12 protein-coding genes are annotated in these 13,901 nt (G+C 65.3%); 10 read left to right on the forward strand and 2 right to left on the reverse strand.

Features of this window, described 5'->3' with window-relative positions:
• Positions 1 to 236: 236 nt before the first annotated feature.
• Genes G6N35_RS20750 through G6N35_RS20785 form a run of 8 tightly spaced genes read left to right on the forward strand, consistent with a single transcriptional unit; the run spans position 237 to position 9,908 of the window.
• Positions 237 to 1,751: a PEP-utilizing enzyme gene (locus tag G6N35_RS20750; RefSeq protein WP_163807825.1), complete on the forward strand. Its 1,515-nt coding sequence runs from the start codon at positions 237 to 239 to the stop codon at positions 1,749 to 1,751.
• Positions 1,748 to 2,662 (forward strand): DUF7064 domain-containing protein, encoded by a 915-nt coding sequence (locus G6N35_RS20755; RefSeq protein WP_163805945.1) that lies wholly within the window; start codon positions 1,748 to 1,750, stop codon positions 2,660 to 2,662. Before G6N35_RS20750 ends, G6N35_RS20755 begins: the two co-directional genes overlap by 4 nt.
• Before the next feature lie 50 nt (positions 2,663 to 2,712).
• Positions 2,713 to 3,330 (forward strand): hypothetical protein, encoded by a 618-nt coding sequence (locus G6N35_RS20760; RefSeq protein ID WP_163805946.1) that lies wholly within the window; start codon positions 2,713 to 2,715, stop codon positions 3,328 to 3,330.
• Complete coding sequence (locus G6N35_RS20765; protein WP_163805947.1) at positions 3,327 to 4,835, forward strand: pyruvate, phosphate dikinase; 1,509 nt, start codon at positions 3,327 to 3,329, stop codon at positions 4,833 to 4,835. Before G6N35_RS20760 ends, G6N35_RS20765 begins: the two co-directional genes overlap by 4 nt.
• The gene (locus tag G6N35_RS20770; RefSeq protein ID WP_246224427.1) at positions 4,832 to 6,484 is read left to right on the forward strand and encodes a PEP-utilizing enzyme; all 1,653 of its coding nucleotides are present in this window, start codon (positions 4,832 to 4,834) and stop codon (positions 6,482 to 6,484) included. The genes G6N35_RS20765 and G6N35_RS20770 overlap by 4 nt, the downstream gene beginning before the upstream one ends.
• Positions 6,481 to 7,593, forward strand: a complete 1,113-nt coding sequence (locus G6N35_RS20775) for a TIGR03857 family LLM class F420-dependent oxidoreductase (protein ID WP_163805948.1) — start codon at positions 6,481 to 6,483, stop codon at positions 7,591 to 7,593. Before G6N35_RS20770 ends, G6N35_RS20775 begins: the two co-directional genes overlap by 4 nt.
• On the forward strand, positions 7,593 to 9,233 hold the full coding sequence (locus tag G6N35_RS20780) for a PEP-utilizing enzyme (RefSeq protein WP_163805949.1): 1,641 nt from the start codon (positions 7,593 to 7,595) through the stop codon (positions 9,231 to 9,233). Before G6N35_RS20775 ends, G6N35_RS20780 begins: the two co-directional genes overlap by 1 nt.
• Positions 9,234 to 9,269: 36 nt before the next feature.
• Positions 9,270 to 9,908: a TetR/AcrR family transcriptional regulator C-terminal domain-containing protein gene (locus tag G6N35_RS20785; RefSeq protein ID WP_163805950.1), complete on the forward strand. Its 639-nt coding sequence runs from the start codon at positions 9,270 to 9,272 to the stop codon at positions 9,906 to 9,908.
• A 24-nt stretch (positions 9,909 to 9,932) separates the two neighbouring features.
• Here G6N35_RS20785 and G6N35_RS20790 read toward each other — a convergent pair whose 3' ends face one another.
• Entirely contained in the window at positions 9,933 to 11,042 is a 1,110-nt protein-coding gene (locus G6N35_RS20790; protein ID WP_246224429.1) for a DUF7064 domain-containing protein, read from the reverse strand.
• Positions 11,035 to 11,664 carry a TetR/AcrR family transcriptional regulator gene (locus tag G6N35_RS20795; RefSeq protein WP_407664633.1) on the reverse strand — a complete coding sequence of 210 codons (630 nt, stop codon included), beginning with the start codon at positions 11,662 to 11,664 and terminating at the stop codon, positions 11,035 to 11,037. The genes G6N35_RS20790 and G6N35_RS20795 overlap by 8 nt, the downstream gene beginning before the upstream one ends.
• A 549-nt stretch (positions 11,665 to 12,213) precedes the next feature.
• Between G6N35_RS20795 and G6N35_RS20800 the strand changes: the two genes are divergently transcribed.
• On the forward strand, positions 12,214 to 13,020 hold the full coding sequence (locus tag G6N35_RS20800) for an MlaE family ABC transporter permease (protein ID WP_246224674.1): 807 nt from the start codon (positions 12,214 to 12,216) through the stop codon (positions 13,018 to 13,020).
• Between the two features lie 67 nt (positions 13,021 to 13,087).
• Entirely contained in the window at positions 13,088 to 13,891 is an 804-nt protein-coding gene (locus G6N35_RS20805) for an MlaE family ABC transporter permease (protein WP_246224675.1), read from the forward strand.
• The last annotated feature ends 10 nt before the right edge of the window (positions 13,892 to 13,901 follow it).

Here is a 13,901-nt window from a genome sequence, read left to right on the forward strand (position 1 = left end):
TTGCACCTATGAGCAGGCAAGACAAGATGCTTGCCGCAGGCATGTCCACATCGTATACTTCGATTTTATTCTAAATTCGAAACGTGATTGGAGTCTCGATGACACCGGATGCGGCACTGCATCACATCGAGTCCAACGTGCTGCACGGGTGGTCGCCGGCCACCGCGACGTGGAGCTCCATCAACCTCGCCGAAGCTGTGCCGGGCGTCATGACCCCGTTGTGCGCAAGCGTGTGGGTGCCTGCCAGCGAGCTGGGTCTGCGGCAGCCTTTCGTCGCGATGGGAGCGCTGCCCGCAGCTCGCGGCACCATCCCAGAAGACGACAGTCAGCGCATCACCAACACCTTCTGCGGCCGGATGGCCGTACGCGTCGATTTTCTCTGCGAGATCGGCGACCTGATTCCCGGGCAGTCGGGGGAGGCGCTCGCGCGTGACTTCTTCGGGTTCGTCCCGCCCGACTTCCAGAGCCGACCGTCCAAGCGGCGGCTGCCGCACATCGTTGTCCACTATCCCCGAACGCTGGCCACCATCGGCCGCCGGATCCGGCGGCTCCGGACCGAGACCGACGCTTGGTGGCGAACCGCCGTGAGCCGGATGCCGCAGTTGGAATTGGTTGCTGCACAACGGCTCGGTGCCGATGCCCGCGACCGGTTCTTCGACGCACTCGCAGCCCAGGCCGTCATCTCGGCCACCACCATCCAGCCAGTGCAGGAGCAGTTGGCCACCGTGTGTGCGACCGCTGGGGTTGATCCCGCGGTGCTGCTGCGGGGCGCTCCGCACGAGGAGGGTGCCGTTCTGGCCGACTTGTGGGCCACCTCGCGTGGGGCACTCACGATCGACGAGTTCCTCGGCAGGCACGGATACCACGGCCCGGGTGAGGGCGAGCTCGCGACCCGCGTGTGGCGCGAAGAGCCGTCGGCTGTGCAGGCATTGCTGGACCGCTACCGGGCCAGGCCCGACTCGGAGTCGCCCGATGCCGACGCTGCCTCGCACCGGCGGGAGCGGGACGCGGCCGAACGAGCCCTGCTGGCAGCCTTCGGGCCGATCGGGCGGGCCCGGGCCCGCGCCGTCCTGGCCATCGCCCGGCGGGTCATTCCGTTGCGGGGCACCGGGAAGGTGGCCTACCTGCAGTGCCTGGACGTATTACGTGCCTCTGCCCGCCGGATCGGGTCCATCCTGGTCGAGGCCGGGCGGTTGGCAGAACCTGATGATGCCTTCTTCCTGACAGTCGAGGAGCTGACAGGTGCGGCGGTCGGCGACAACGCGACCGACTTGCAGGCGGTGGTGTCCGAACGCAGGGCGCTCCGTGGGCGCTACCAGGCGATGACACTTCCCAGCGCCTGGACCGGTCAGCCCGAGCCACAGATCGTCGATACCGGGCAGTCCGCGGACGTCGACGCCCTCTCCGGGATCGGCGCCTGCGCGGGTGTCGCAGAAGGCAGGGCGGTCGTGGTCACCGACCCCGCGGATGCCGACATCGAGGACGGCGACATCCTCATCGCGCATACCACCGACCCGTCATGGGTGTCGTTGATGTTCCTCAGTTCGGCGCTGGTGGTCGACATCGGTGGCCTGATGAGCCATGCCGCAGTTGTGGCAAGGGAATTGGGCATCCCGTGTGTGATGAACACCGGGTCGGGCACCAGCGCACTGCGTACTGGGGACATCATCCGCGTCGACGGTTCGACAGGGACCGTCGAACTCATCGAACGAAATCCGCAATCCACAACCAGCAAGGAGTCATCACAGTGACGAGCACCATCAGCTCCCCTTCCGAGTACGCGGGCGGCGTCCAGGCCTGGGGACCGCTGTCCACCGCCGTGCATGCCGATGGGGCCGGACCCGGCGAGCCGACCTGGAAAGACAATGCCTACCTGTCGTTCTGGGATGTCGACGGGGAGGTCTATGGCAGCTTCCATGTCTCGACGTCACCCAATGACGCCAAGGCGCGCCGCGCGCGATTCTCGGTGTATCTGCAGGGCCAGAACATCGAGGTGATCGAAGAACTCCCCGTCGGATCCTTTGACAGCGAATCGATTTCCTTCGGCCTGGACGGAACGATCACCGTCGATCACCCGGACGTCAGCGCCCGACTCGGCAATGCGCCGCTGTGGACACCTGCTGATTTCAGCCTCAACGACCTGATCCCTCCGCTGGTGCCGGGAAAGCCCCTGCAGCACTTCCAACAGGCCTGCACACTCAAGGGGACGATCGATTCCGGCGGGCGAAGCTGGACGGTGAACGCCACCGGGATGCGGGACCGCACCTGGGGTTTCCGCGATGAATCCGCGCAATGGCTCGAGTACGCCGGTCTGGTGTGCGTTATCGACAGCACTTTCGTCTCGGCGATGAAGTTTCTGGGTACCAACGGCGACCTGCGGTCCGACGGATACTGGGTGGACGGCTCGGGGGCCGTGCTGATCACCGACATCAAGTTCAGGCGCAACGCGGCGGCGCAGTTCCTGTCCAGCACCCTCACGCTTGCCGACGGTCGCGTCGAGATCATCGAAATGAGTTCCCGCAGGGCGGGCTTCTTCGTCCCGATGGGCCGGGACACCGACGGTCCGGCTTTCGGCACCTACGACGACTTCATGACGCTCGACTGTGCGAACGCCCGTGGAGCGGGTTTCGTCGAACAGGGCATTGTGCATCGGGTCTTCTGACCCACCAGCGTATTTCACCAATTCGGATCGAGACAGTAAGGAGGACGGCCATGACTGCCGACCGGCTTCGGGTACTTCAGGCACTGCGTTTAAAGGGGCGGGTCCCGGTTGCGGAGCTGACCGCCGCCACCGGCTTGGGGACCGACAGTGTCCAGGACATCGTCGAGGGGTTGACCGGGGCCGAGCTGGCAGAGGAACTGCGTGGGCGCCTCAAGCTGACGCCCGCCGGGCGCGCGCAGCTGGAAGAGCTGCTCGCCGTGGAACGCGCGAGCATCGACCAGGTGGCATTGGAGCGGCTGTATCACGAGTTCGACAAGCACAACAGCGCTCTGAAATCGCTGATGACGCGCTGGCAGCTCAGGACCGCCGATACTCCGAATGATCACACTGACGCCGAGTACGACCAGGCCGTGATCGTCGATCTGGGTTGGCTGGACAGGGATTTCCAACCCCTGTTGGCGCGGATCGTCGAGGTCGCTCCTCGACTGTCGCACTATCCCGGACGGTTCGGGTCGGCGTTGGCCCGCATCGCCGACGGCGACCACTCGTGGTTCGCCAAGCCGCTGGCCGACAGCTACCACACGGTGTGGTTCGAGCTTCACGAGGAACTGATCGGCCTGGCCGGGCTGTCCCGTGCCGAAGAGGCGGCAGCGGGTCGGGCCGAATGAGCGCTCTCGCCGAGACCACCAATCGCGTCCACGCACTCCGTGGCTCCGGTCAGCTGACCAGGGAGCAAGCCGGCGGGAAGGCCTGGAGCATCCAGCACATGATGTCCCTCGGTATCCCCGTCCCCCCGGCGTTCGTTATCACCACCGACGTGTGCCGGCAGTACTACGAGAACGACCGTGAGTTGCCGGGCGGACTTCTTGACGAGATCGCCTCTGCGATGGCGATTCTGGAAAAACACACCGGACGTCGCTTCGGATCCGTCGAGCAGCCGTTGCTGGTGTCGGTACGGTCGGGTGCGGCCCACTCGATGCCGGGAATGATGGACACCATCCTGAATCTCGGCATCAACGCGGCAATCGAGCGGGTGCTCGCCGACGAGACGTCAGATGCGGCCTACGCTTCCGACACCCGCCGCAGGTTCGAAGAACAGTTCGCGAAGGTAGTCGGTGCACCGGCTCCCGAATCACCGTGGTTGCAATTGGAACTCGCTGTACGAGCGGTGCTCGATTCGTGGAACTCCAAGCGCGCCCAGTCCTACCGACGTGCGCGCGGGCTCACCGAGCAGGGCGGTACCGCAGTCACCGTTCAGGCCATGGTGTTCGGAAATCTTGATGACGCGTCCGGCACGGGTGTCCTGTTCACCAGGGACCCGCTGAGTGGCAGGCCGGAACCCTATGGCGAGTGGCTGCCGCGTGGGCAGGGTGAGGACGTGGTCTCGGGTCGACACGATGCGCGCCATCTCGATGATCTTCGCGACGTTCTTCCCGAGGTCCATCGGGATCTCCTTGCTGCTGCGGCAGTACTGGAACGCCACGGCCGCGACGTCCAGGACATCGAGTTCACCGTGCAGTCCGGCCGGTTGTGGTTGCTGCAGTCGCGGGCGGCCAAGCGGTCGCCCCAGGCGGCGCTTCGCTTCGCTGTTCAACTGGAGCGTGAACAGCTCATCACCCGAAGCGATGCACTGGATCGCCTGACCCTGGATCAGGTTCGCGCACTGCTTCGTCCGTCGCTGGATCCCAGCCACGCCGGCAGCGCCGTTGCCGCAGGGAAGCCAGCCTGTCCCGGGATAGCCACCGGCGTGGTGGTCACCGACTCCGACGAAGCAGAGGCCCTCGCCGATGATGGCCGGCCGGTGGTGCTGGCACGGCAGACCACCGATCCCGACGACGTGGCTGCGATGTCGGTCTCGGTCGCGGTGTTGACCGAAATCGGCGGATCGACCTCGCACGCCGCGGTGGTGTGCCGTGAGATGGCTGTGCCCTGCGTGGTGGGTTGCGGACCCGATTCCGTCACCGCCCTAGCCGGCGAGGTCGTTACCGTCGATGCCGACACCGGCACGGTGTACCTGGGGGAACTCCCGGTGCAGCCCTCCCTCGCTGCCGATGACGACGACCTCGCCACCTTCGAAGGATGGCTGCGCGACAGCATCGGAAGTGCCGATACTGCAGGGGGTCTCGTTGCACTGATGGAACAGCGAGCAGCCGAGCAAGGAGACCGGTCGTGACGACCGTCGAATCCATGCTGGACTGTCTCGACACGGTGGATCCCGACAGTGAGCTCACCTGGACCACCGGCAATGTCGCGGAGGCGTTTCCGGGTGTCTTCACCACTTTGGGTATGAGCTTCGTGTTCGCACCGATGGAGATGGCGTTTCGCCGAATGTTCTTCGACCTCGGGGTGTACTCGGCCGACGAGCTGCTGGTGCCCCATACCGTCGAAGACTGCTTCTGGTCGGTCTTCGACGGTTGGGGAGCAGGCAATATCAACAAGTTCCGTGACATCGCCAACCGCATGCCCGGAACCACTGCGAGTGCGGTCGAGCAGCAATTGTTCGGTTTCGTCCGGGAGGGAACTGTCGACGAGAACACGCGCGAGCGGTACCCCTACATACTGGCCAAGGCGCCGCGCTGGGCACTGCGAACCCCCACCCGACACGACGCTATGTTCGCCGAGCTGAGGCGCTGGCGGCTCGACCGACTGAGGGCAGTACATCGTTACGATCAGTACGAGTGCCGCGCCGCCCTTGCCGACGCCAGGAAACGGTTCGAGGACATCATGAGCATCCACATGGGCGTGGCGATGCTCAGCTCGTCGCTGGCTGAGAAGGTCGCCGATATCGCGAAGGCGGCCGGCCATGATGGACTGGAGGCCGCGCTGCTTTCTGGTGTGGGCACCGACGAGAACGAAGTCGCCCACGACCTGTGGGCCTTGGCCCATGGCATGGTCACGCTGCGCGAATTCACCGACCGGCACGGCTATCACGGCCCCAATGAGGGTCAGATCTCCGGTGTGACATGGCGTGAGGACCCCAGTCCGATCCTTGCGCGGATGGCCGACTACCGTGCGATCCCGCCAGACAGCGCACGCGCACCCCGCGTCCGCAGCGCCGCGCAGGCCGCGCGACGCGAAGAAGCGCTGAGTCAGCTCACTGCCGGGATGTCGACGGCCAAGCGAGTAGCGGTTGGCGCGCTGGTGAAGATCGCCACGCGCTACCTTGCCCTGCGTGAACAGGGGAAGGCCGGCTATCTGATCGCGTTCGACGTGGCGCGGGCGACGTCCCGCCGGATGGGCACCCTCCTCGTCGACCGGGGGGTGATCCCCGAGCCCGAAGACGTGTTCCATCTGAGCTATCGCGACCTGATGGACGGGATCAGCGGGGACAAAACGGAACTCGTAGTCGCCCGCGCGTCCCGGTACCGTGTCCGCCAGTCACTGCGCCTGCCCAAATCGTGGACGGGCTCACCGGAGATCGTCTCACTCGCAGGTGCCTCGTCGACCCGGCTCCGTGTTGGTGAGGTGATCTCCGGGGTGGCCGCCAGCGGCGGTGTGGCCACCGGACGAGCCCGGATCGTCAGCGACCCCGACGAGGTCGAACTCGACGACGGCGACATCCTCGTATGTGAAACCACGGACCCGGCATGGGTACCGCTGTTCATGGTGGCGGGTGCCGTCGTGACCGATCACGGCGGTCTACTCAGCCACGGCCCGATCGTCGCCCGCGAACTCGGCATTCCCTGCGTGTGCGGCACCGAGACGGGTAGCCGTACGATCGCCGACGGCCAGTTCGTCAAGGTCGACGGCGACAACGGGACGGTCGAGGTTCTCGAGGATGCCCCACATGTGGCCCTGAACCTGAACGGTCAGCAGCCATGACTCAGAACGAGAGCAGGTCACCAGATCTCGGCGCCTACGTCATCGCCGGGCGCGTGGTGTCAGAGCTGCCGGAAGTCCTCGCCAACGAGACCGCCGCCCGCACGGTGCGGCAGGGTATCGACGACGGCGTCGAGGCCGAGAAGCTCGGGTTCGCAAACGTCTACCTTTCCGAACGCTGGAACCTCAAGGAAGCCGGTGTTGTCCTCGGTGCGATCGGTGCGCGCACCGAGCGGATCGGTCTGGGTACCGGGCTGGTGTCACCCGCCCGTCGACACGTGCTCCACATGGCGGCTTTCGGTGCGACCATGCAGGCCGCCGCCGGTCCGCGATTCCTGCTCGGGCTTGGCCGTGGCGATCATGCGTACCTGCGCCACGAAGGGCTGCAGACCGCCGGTTTCGATGGCATCGTCGACTACGTCGACATCCTGCGTCGCCTGTGGGCCGGCGAGGTGGTGAGCTATGACGGCCCGGCGGGGCGCCACGAGCAGATCAAGCTCGGGGACATCTATCACGGTCCGGCCCCCAAGATCTTCTACGGTACCTTCGGACTGCCGAAAGCTGCTGCGGCCGTGGCGAAAGCCTTCGACGGAGTCATCCTGCCACCGATGATGACACCTGAAGCCACCGCCAGCTCGGTGGGTAGGCTGCGCCATGCGTGCGAGGTGATCGGACGCGACCCCGCCTCGCTGCGCATTGTCCAGTGTGTGGTGACCGCTCCCGATCTGAGCGAGGCCGAGACTCGCGCCCTGGCCCATGCGAGAGCCGTCACTTATTTGCAGGCGCCGGAATACGGCGCAGCACTGATCCGCGTCAACGGCTGGAGCCAGGAACCGGTGAACCGGCTTCGGCAGTTCCTCACCCGGGCGCACGACACCACCGACGAACTGATCGACACCGCACTGCATCGCATCCAACTGATGGACGCCGCCCAACTGGTGCCGGATGACTGGATGAACGCCACGTGTGCGTTGGGCACTGTCCAGCAGTGCGCCGCCAAGCTGCGCGAGTTCGCGCACGCCGGCGCTGACGAAATCGCCACCTACGGAAGCACACCCGGCCAGAATGCCAGGCTGTTGGAGGTTTGGCGGCGGCAGGCGGTAGGCGTCTGATGACGGTCGATCTGTTCTCACCGAATCCGATGCATCGTGAGTCCGGGCCGCACGACGCGTGGTCGACGATCAACACACGGGAGAACTACCAGGGCGTCATGAGTCCGCTCGGAGCCACTCTGTGGTTGCCGGTCAGTGATCGTGCCGTCAACGGCACATTCCACGATCTGGGTGTACTGCGGCGCGTCGACGTCAAGACGGCCGATACGCCTGCGGAATCGTCGTCAACGGTGTTCTTCGGTCGATATACGGCCAGCATCAACTACTTTCGTCGGATGAGCGATCTGATTCCCGGTCGTTCGGGCGCGGCCTTCGAGGAGCAGATCTTCGGCTCGTCGCGCACCGACGCCGCCGGCGCATCGTCGCGCAGGAGGTACCCGTTCATCGCGGCCAAGGCGCCCGTGGCCGTCGCCCGGCTTCCACGGCGGTTGGCCACGATGGCCGAGGAGGTGGACACGTGGTGGCGGATGGCAACGTCTTCGATCGGCGCGAAGCGGCCTATCGACGCGCAGTTCGCGCAAGCGCTGGAGATGCTCGAGTACGCGATGCGGGTGCACGTCTGCGCAACATTCGTCGCGCAGGGTATCTTCGATGCGCTGTCGGCAATGGCGGAGTCGATCGGCAGGCCGGGGCTTCATCTGGAACTGTCAACCGGCTACGGGAACATGGTCGAGACCAGTCTGGTCACCTCGCTCGTCGACGTAGCGCAGGGCAGGGCCACCCTCGAGGATTTCCTCGCCGACTACGGATTCCGTTGCGCCGGTGAGATCGAGGTCTCCAATCCATCCTGGCGTGAACAGCCGGAGCTGGTGTCTCGACTGCTCGACAAGTACCGGAATGCACCCGGCCGGGATGACCCGGCGGCAGCCTCGGCAGCACGCGGGCGTGCGCGCGAAGCAGCCGAGCAGGAACTGCTGGCGGCCTTGCCGCCGTGGAAGCGTCCGCTGGGTCGCTTGCTGGTGCGGCTGGGCGCGGTGTTCATTCCGCTGCGCGAAGAGGGAAAGGCAGCGTTGGCCAAGGCATTTGATGGTGCTCGTGCGGCCTGCCGGGTGCGTGGTCGGCAACTTGTGGCATGCGGGGCCATCGGTGTGGTCGAGGATGTCTTCTATCTGACCATCGACGAGATTCGCGGCGTGCCACCCGCCGACGCCCGCGCGCGGGTGGCTGCGCGGCGCGAACTGCGGGCCGCATACGAACAGATCGACGTACCCGATGCGTGGGTGGGGCCACCGACTCCCGTCGTGCGGGCACAGCGCGGTCGATCCGGCGCGACCTCGGTGACGGGGATCGGGGCGGCCCACGGTGTCGTCGAAGGACGGGCGCGAGTCCTGGCCAGTGCTGAGGACCTCGACGATCTGGAGCCGGGGGAGATCCTGGTCTGCCGTACCACCGATCCCTCGTGGGCATCGGCGTTCTACTTGGCAGCCGGTGCAGTGATCGACATCGGTTCGACGTCGTCGCACGGGGCTATTGTCGCCCGTGAGATGGGGATTCCCTGCGTCATCGGGACGCACGACGGCACCTCGATTCTGCGCACCGGTGATCTCCTTCGAGTCGACGGCGCGTCCGGCTGCGTCACTGTACTCGCGCCACCGGATCCGACTGGATTTGTCTCGCGCGACAGTGAGGTGGCACTGTGAAGCCAGCCTAACTGACCTGTATTCCGGAGCCGCCGCATGAGTGAGTCGACCGAGCGTGGCTACCGTAACTTCCTGTCGTTGGACGCGATCGTTGCGGAGGCTCGCTCCATCGCTGACACCGATGGTCTGGATGCCGTCTCCATGCGCGGGCTGGCCGACCGGCTGGGGTGCACGCCGCGGGCGTTGTATCGGCATGTGTCCGACAAAGAGCAGGTGCTCGAATTGGTGGCCGACACTGCGCTGGCGACTCTGGCACCGCCGGCCCGCGACGGCGCGTGGCAGACGTCGCTGTTCGACTTCCTCACGAACATGTACGAGCTGTTGGTGGCCTCTCCGGCCGTCGCGACGATTGTGGCCACTCAGGTCGTTGCCGAACGTCAATTCCACACGCATGCAGACAATGTGGTTGCTCTTCTGGTCGACGGCGGCCTTCCTGCGGATCTGGCAGCCGAGGCGATGGTGGTGCTGGCCCAGTTCACCCTGGGGGCGGCTCTCCCCGGCCAGTCACAACGACTCCATGAGGTCTATCGGAGGCGCGAATTCGGCGACCGTGAGCAGGCACTGCCAGCGCTGCACCATGTCCAGCGGCACTTCGTCGAACAGGACGCTGGAACTCGTTACCGCACAGCTCTACGCAGGCTCATCCGCGCCTACGAAGCAGCCACGGAGCTGTAGCGGCGTGTCGGTGATCCCGCAGTGTCAGCGCGGCTGGGGTGCCGGGAGCATCGACCGCCGGTAGTCCCGCTCGACGACGCCCCAACCGATCTCGCCGTCATCGGCGACAACCCGGAATGCCCCCTGTGTGATGAACAGCGGATCGTCCTGGGCGTCGACGACGGCACCGTTGACGTTCAGATTCGGTTCCAGCAGGGTGAGGGTGTAACCGTGCAGCCACTGCGCCCGGTAGAGATGGGACGACGCACCCCGCATCTCCACGACGACGTTATGGGGTGCGTGGGTGCTCAACTCGGCAAGTCCGGTGACCGACACGTCGAAGCCGATCTCGCAGCGGCCGGCTTGCTGAATCGTGTACACCCGATGCGCCACTTCCCCCGACCGCCGCCAATTGACCAAACCATTTGCCACCCGGCCGCTTTCCGGGAAGACGACGACGAAGAACTGCAGGCCGCCGACGTCGGTGAGAATTCTGGGCCCACTTGAATGGTCCCGGCAACCCACACCGCTGAGCTCGATCGGGTTCAGGCCCTCGACCTGTAGTACCCCGCGGGATCTCATGCCCTGGGTGTGGTGGCGCGATGCCCAGCCCACATCATGGATACCCAGCGCGCCGTGCATATCCCAGACCGGTGCGATCGCTTGAAGCTCGATGTCAAAGCTGAAGGCCCTGGCGTGAGTGCTGCCGATGGGCCCGCCTGCCATCGTGGCCAGGTCGCTGGGCTCCCCGGCGCCATCGAAGCGAATTCGCCAGTTCTTCAGTGGCTGCTGGCAGTGGACACGGAGATTGCCGGTGGCAGGGCCGCTGCTGTCGACGGCTCGGCCCCAGGACCGGTCGACCAGCAGGGTGCCATCGGGCAGCATGGCGATCACCTGCGCCCACCACAGGTCGAGGTCGCCGGGCCAACGGCCGGTGTGAACGAAGACCCCGGCGCTGCTGTCCGGGCTCCACACCTGGAAGAACTGGGTCTCGCTCCAGGATGGCACGTCCATGCGGACCTCGTGGAGCAAGTCGAGGGTCGGTGCGACGTCGAAGGGATTGTCGCCCAGCAGAATGCGCGTGCTGCCGGGCGGCGGGGGAGCTTTGCTCGTGTCAGTGGCCGCGCTCGGCGACGAGCCGTGATGGTCAGCCATAGAGCATCCCGCGCCACAACGTCTCCAGCAAACCCAATGCTGCCTCTTCGTCCCTCAGCATGGGTTCAATGCCGAGGCCCGCGATGTAGAGGATTCGTTCGGTACTCCAGAAGAGGATGGTGGCCAGATTTCTCGACGGCTCTGTCGAGGTGATCTGGCCCGCCTCTCGCTGGCGGTCGATGACCTCAGCTCCAGAGCTGACGAACCGCTCGACCACGTCCAGCCACAGCGTGTGGAGTTCGGGATCGGAGTGCCAGTGGTGCGCAATCTCGCGCAGCACCGGGCGGTGACGATGCCATGCCACCGTCACCGAGCTGAGGCTGCGCTGGAGTGCCTCCATGGGCGTATCGCCCTCGGACTGGGCCAGGAAGGGCTGTACTCGTTCGAAGATGTCGTCCACCGCCCGCTCCAGCAGTGTCCGCAGCACGGTGAATTTCGAGGCGAAGTAGAAGTAGAACGTCGTCCGAGACAGCTGGGCTTCGGAGATGATGTTGGCGACACTGATGTCGTCGAACATCTGGTCCTGCATCAGCCGCAGCGTGGCCGAGAGAATCTGTTCGACCACTTCACCGCTGTCGGGCTCGCCATTGTCATGGCGCCCAGCTGTCCGACGGGGTTGGATCACCCGCACGAGATTACGCGTCCGCCCACTTAATCTATTTTAGATTTTGCATACACATTGTCTGGATAGCGTGTTAACGTGAGTCAGCCCACAATCGCGGCCATGCAGTGACCTGGCCCATGGGTGCCCGCCCTGACCGGCGCGGCTGCATCCGTCTCGCACGCATAGGAAGGTGCCTCACATGAGTCGACAACCGGCCCCCGGCGCGGTGACAGACCGCTTCACGGGCACTGTTGCGCTCGGCGTTCATGTGTCCGTTCCGCTTCGTTGGCACATGCTCACGCCGGGCAGGCGTAGTGAGCCCATGCGCGTCCGGTTCGGCGACCGCCCGGAGATTGCCCTCTAGACGAGCAGGCTGCCCGCGTGATTCGGGCGCACGAACATCACGACCATGCCCGGGTTCGCCTGTGGCGGAGGATGAAAAACTTGACCAATCACTTCGAAGATCGGCGCCAGGGGCGGGATGAGACCGGATCCGTCGCGGTGCTCGATCCCCCATTGGTGGGCACCTCGGCGCCTCAGGCTCGCCAAGCCCGGGGACGTGGGCGGCTGGCGCGGCTGCTGTCAGGACTGGTCGCGGTTCCGGTCAAGAGCGCGGCGACGACCGGCCGTGCAGTGATGCTGGCGGCGTCGATCGTGCGGTACTCGATCGTCGACACATTCACGTTGAAGCTGCCGTTCGGTGAATTGATCACTCAGGCATGGACCTTGCTGAAGGTCACGGCGTTGCCGGCGGTGCTGATGGCGATCCCATTCGGAGCGATGGTCGCAGTGCAGCTTTCGGGACTGGTGAACGAGGTGGGGGCCAATTCGCTGGTCGGCTCCGCCACCGGTGTCGCGGTCCTGCGGCAGGGCGCCCCCGTTACTGCGGGCCTACTGATGGGCGGAGCCGCCGCCGCGGCGATCGCCTCCGACTTCGGCGCGCGTGCGATCCGCGAGGAACTCGATGCGCTGCGAACCCTCGGCGTCGATCCTGTCCGCCGGCTCGTCGTTCCTCGCTTCCTGGCTCTGCTTCTCATCACACCGATCCTGGTCGTGATCGTTATCGCGATGGGGGTCGGAGCGGCGTTCGTGATCGCTACCGTCGTCAACGGGGTTACTCCGGGCAGCTTCTGGCTCTCCTTTGGCGCGTTCGCGAAGATGGTCGACGTTTGGTTCACGATGGGCAAGGGCCTGGTGTTCGCCGGGATCGTCGCGGTGGTCTCCTCGCAACGGGGGATGGAGGCCAAAGGCGGGCCCCGTGGCGTCGCCGATGCGGTCAACGCCTCGGTGGTGCTCAACGTCCTGCTCATCGTCGTGGTGAATCTGGCGATCACCCAGTTACAGACGATGTTCTTCCCGATGGCGGTGGCCTGACATGACCGCGACCCGGGACCGAGCCGCAGTCCCCTCGAAATACCGCGGCGAACTCGCCAAACAAAGTATGTTGCTAGGGAAGCCATTTCGCACCACGGGCCAGTGGCTCACCTTTATCGGCCAGACGTTCTGGCTGCTGCCGATCACCGTGCGCAAGTACCGGCGCGAGACCCTGCAGGTGATGAACAACCTTGCCTGGGGACGCGGATCGATCGTCGTCGACGGCGGCGTGATCAGCGTCCTGGCCATCCTCGGAATCACGGTCGGCGCAATCGTTTCCATCGAATCCTTTGCCACACTCAATCTGATCGGACTCGGATCACTCACCGGCATCATCGGCGGATGGGGAAATGTTCGAGAGATGGCGCCTCTGGTTGCCGGCGTGGCGTTCGCCTCACAAGCGGGATGCCGGATGACGGCCGAGATCGGCTCCATGCGAATCTCCGACGAGATCGACGCGACCGAAGCCATGGGGTTGCGGGCCATTCCCTTCGTGGTCGGGACGAGGGTGATCGGCGGACTGCTCTGCGTCATTCCCGGATATCTGTTGACGCTGGTCGTCAGCTTCGTCACCGCGAGTACCATCATCCAGAAGTTCTACGGACAGCCCGGCGGCACGTACAACCACTATTTCGTCCAGTTCCTCACGCCGACCGATCTGGCTTACTCGTTGGCCAAAGCGGCGCTGTACTGCACGGCGGTCACCATCATCCACTGCTACTACGGGTTTTTCGCTTCCGGTGGACCGGTCGGTGTGGGCGAGGCATCGGGACGTGCCATCCGCGCGAGCCTGGTGACGATCATGGTGCTCGATTTCACGGCCACAGTCCTGCTCTGGGGTCTTCGCCCTCAGTTCGTCTTCACGGGTTAGGAGGAGAGCA

Source organism: Mycolicibacterium anyangense (genome assembly GCF_010731855.1).
GTDB classification, from domain to species: domain Bacteria; phylum Actinomycetota; class Actinomycetes; order Mycobacteriales; family Mycobacteriaceae; genus Mycobacterium; species Mycobacterium anyangense.

Bases quoted from the DNA above. Each gene is read 5' to 3' on its own strand.
- G6N35_RS20760 (WP_163805946.1), top strand. From the start codon at position 2,713: ATGACTGCCGACCGGCTTCGGGTACTTCAGGCACTGCGTTTAAAGGGG.
- G6N35_RS20765 (WP_163805947.1), top strand. From the start codon at position 3,327: ATGAGCGCTCTCGCCGAGACCACCAATCGCGTCCACGCACTCCGTGGC.
- G6N35_RS20775 (WP_163805948.1), top strand. From the start codon at position 6,481: ATGACTCAGAACGAGAGCAGGTCACCAGATCTCGGCGCCTACGTCATC.
- G6N35_RS20780 (WP_163805949.1), top strand. From the start codon at position 7,593: ATGACGGTCGATCTGTTCTCACCGAATCCGATGCATCGTGAGTCCGGG.
- G6N35_RS20785 (WP_163805950.1), top strand. From the start codon at position 9,270: ATGAGTGAGTCGACCGAGCGTGGCTACCGTAACTTCCTGTCGTTGGAC.
- G6N35_RS20790 (WP_246224429.1), bottom strand. From the start codon at position 11,042: ATGGCTGACCATCACGGCTCGTCGCCGAGCGCGGCCACTGACACGAGC.
- G6N35_RS20805 (WP_246224675.1), top strand. From the start codon at position 13,088: ATGTTGCTAGGGAAGCCATTTCGCACCACGGGCCAGTGGCTCACCTTT.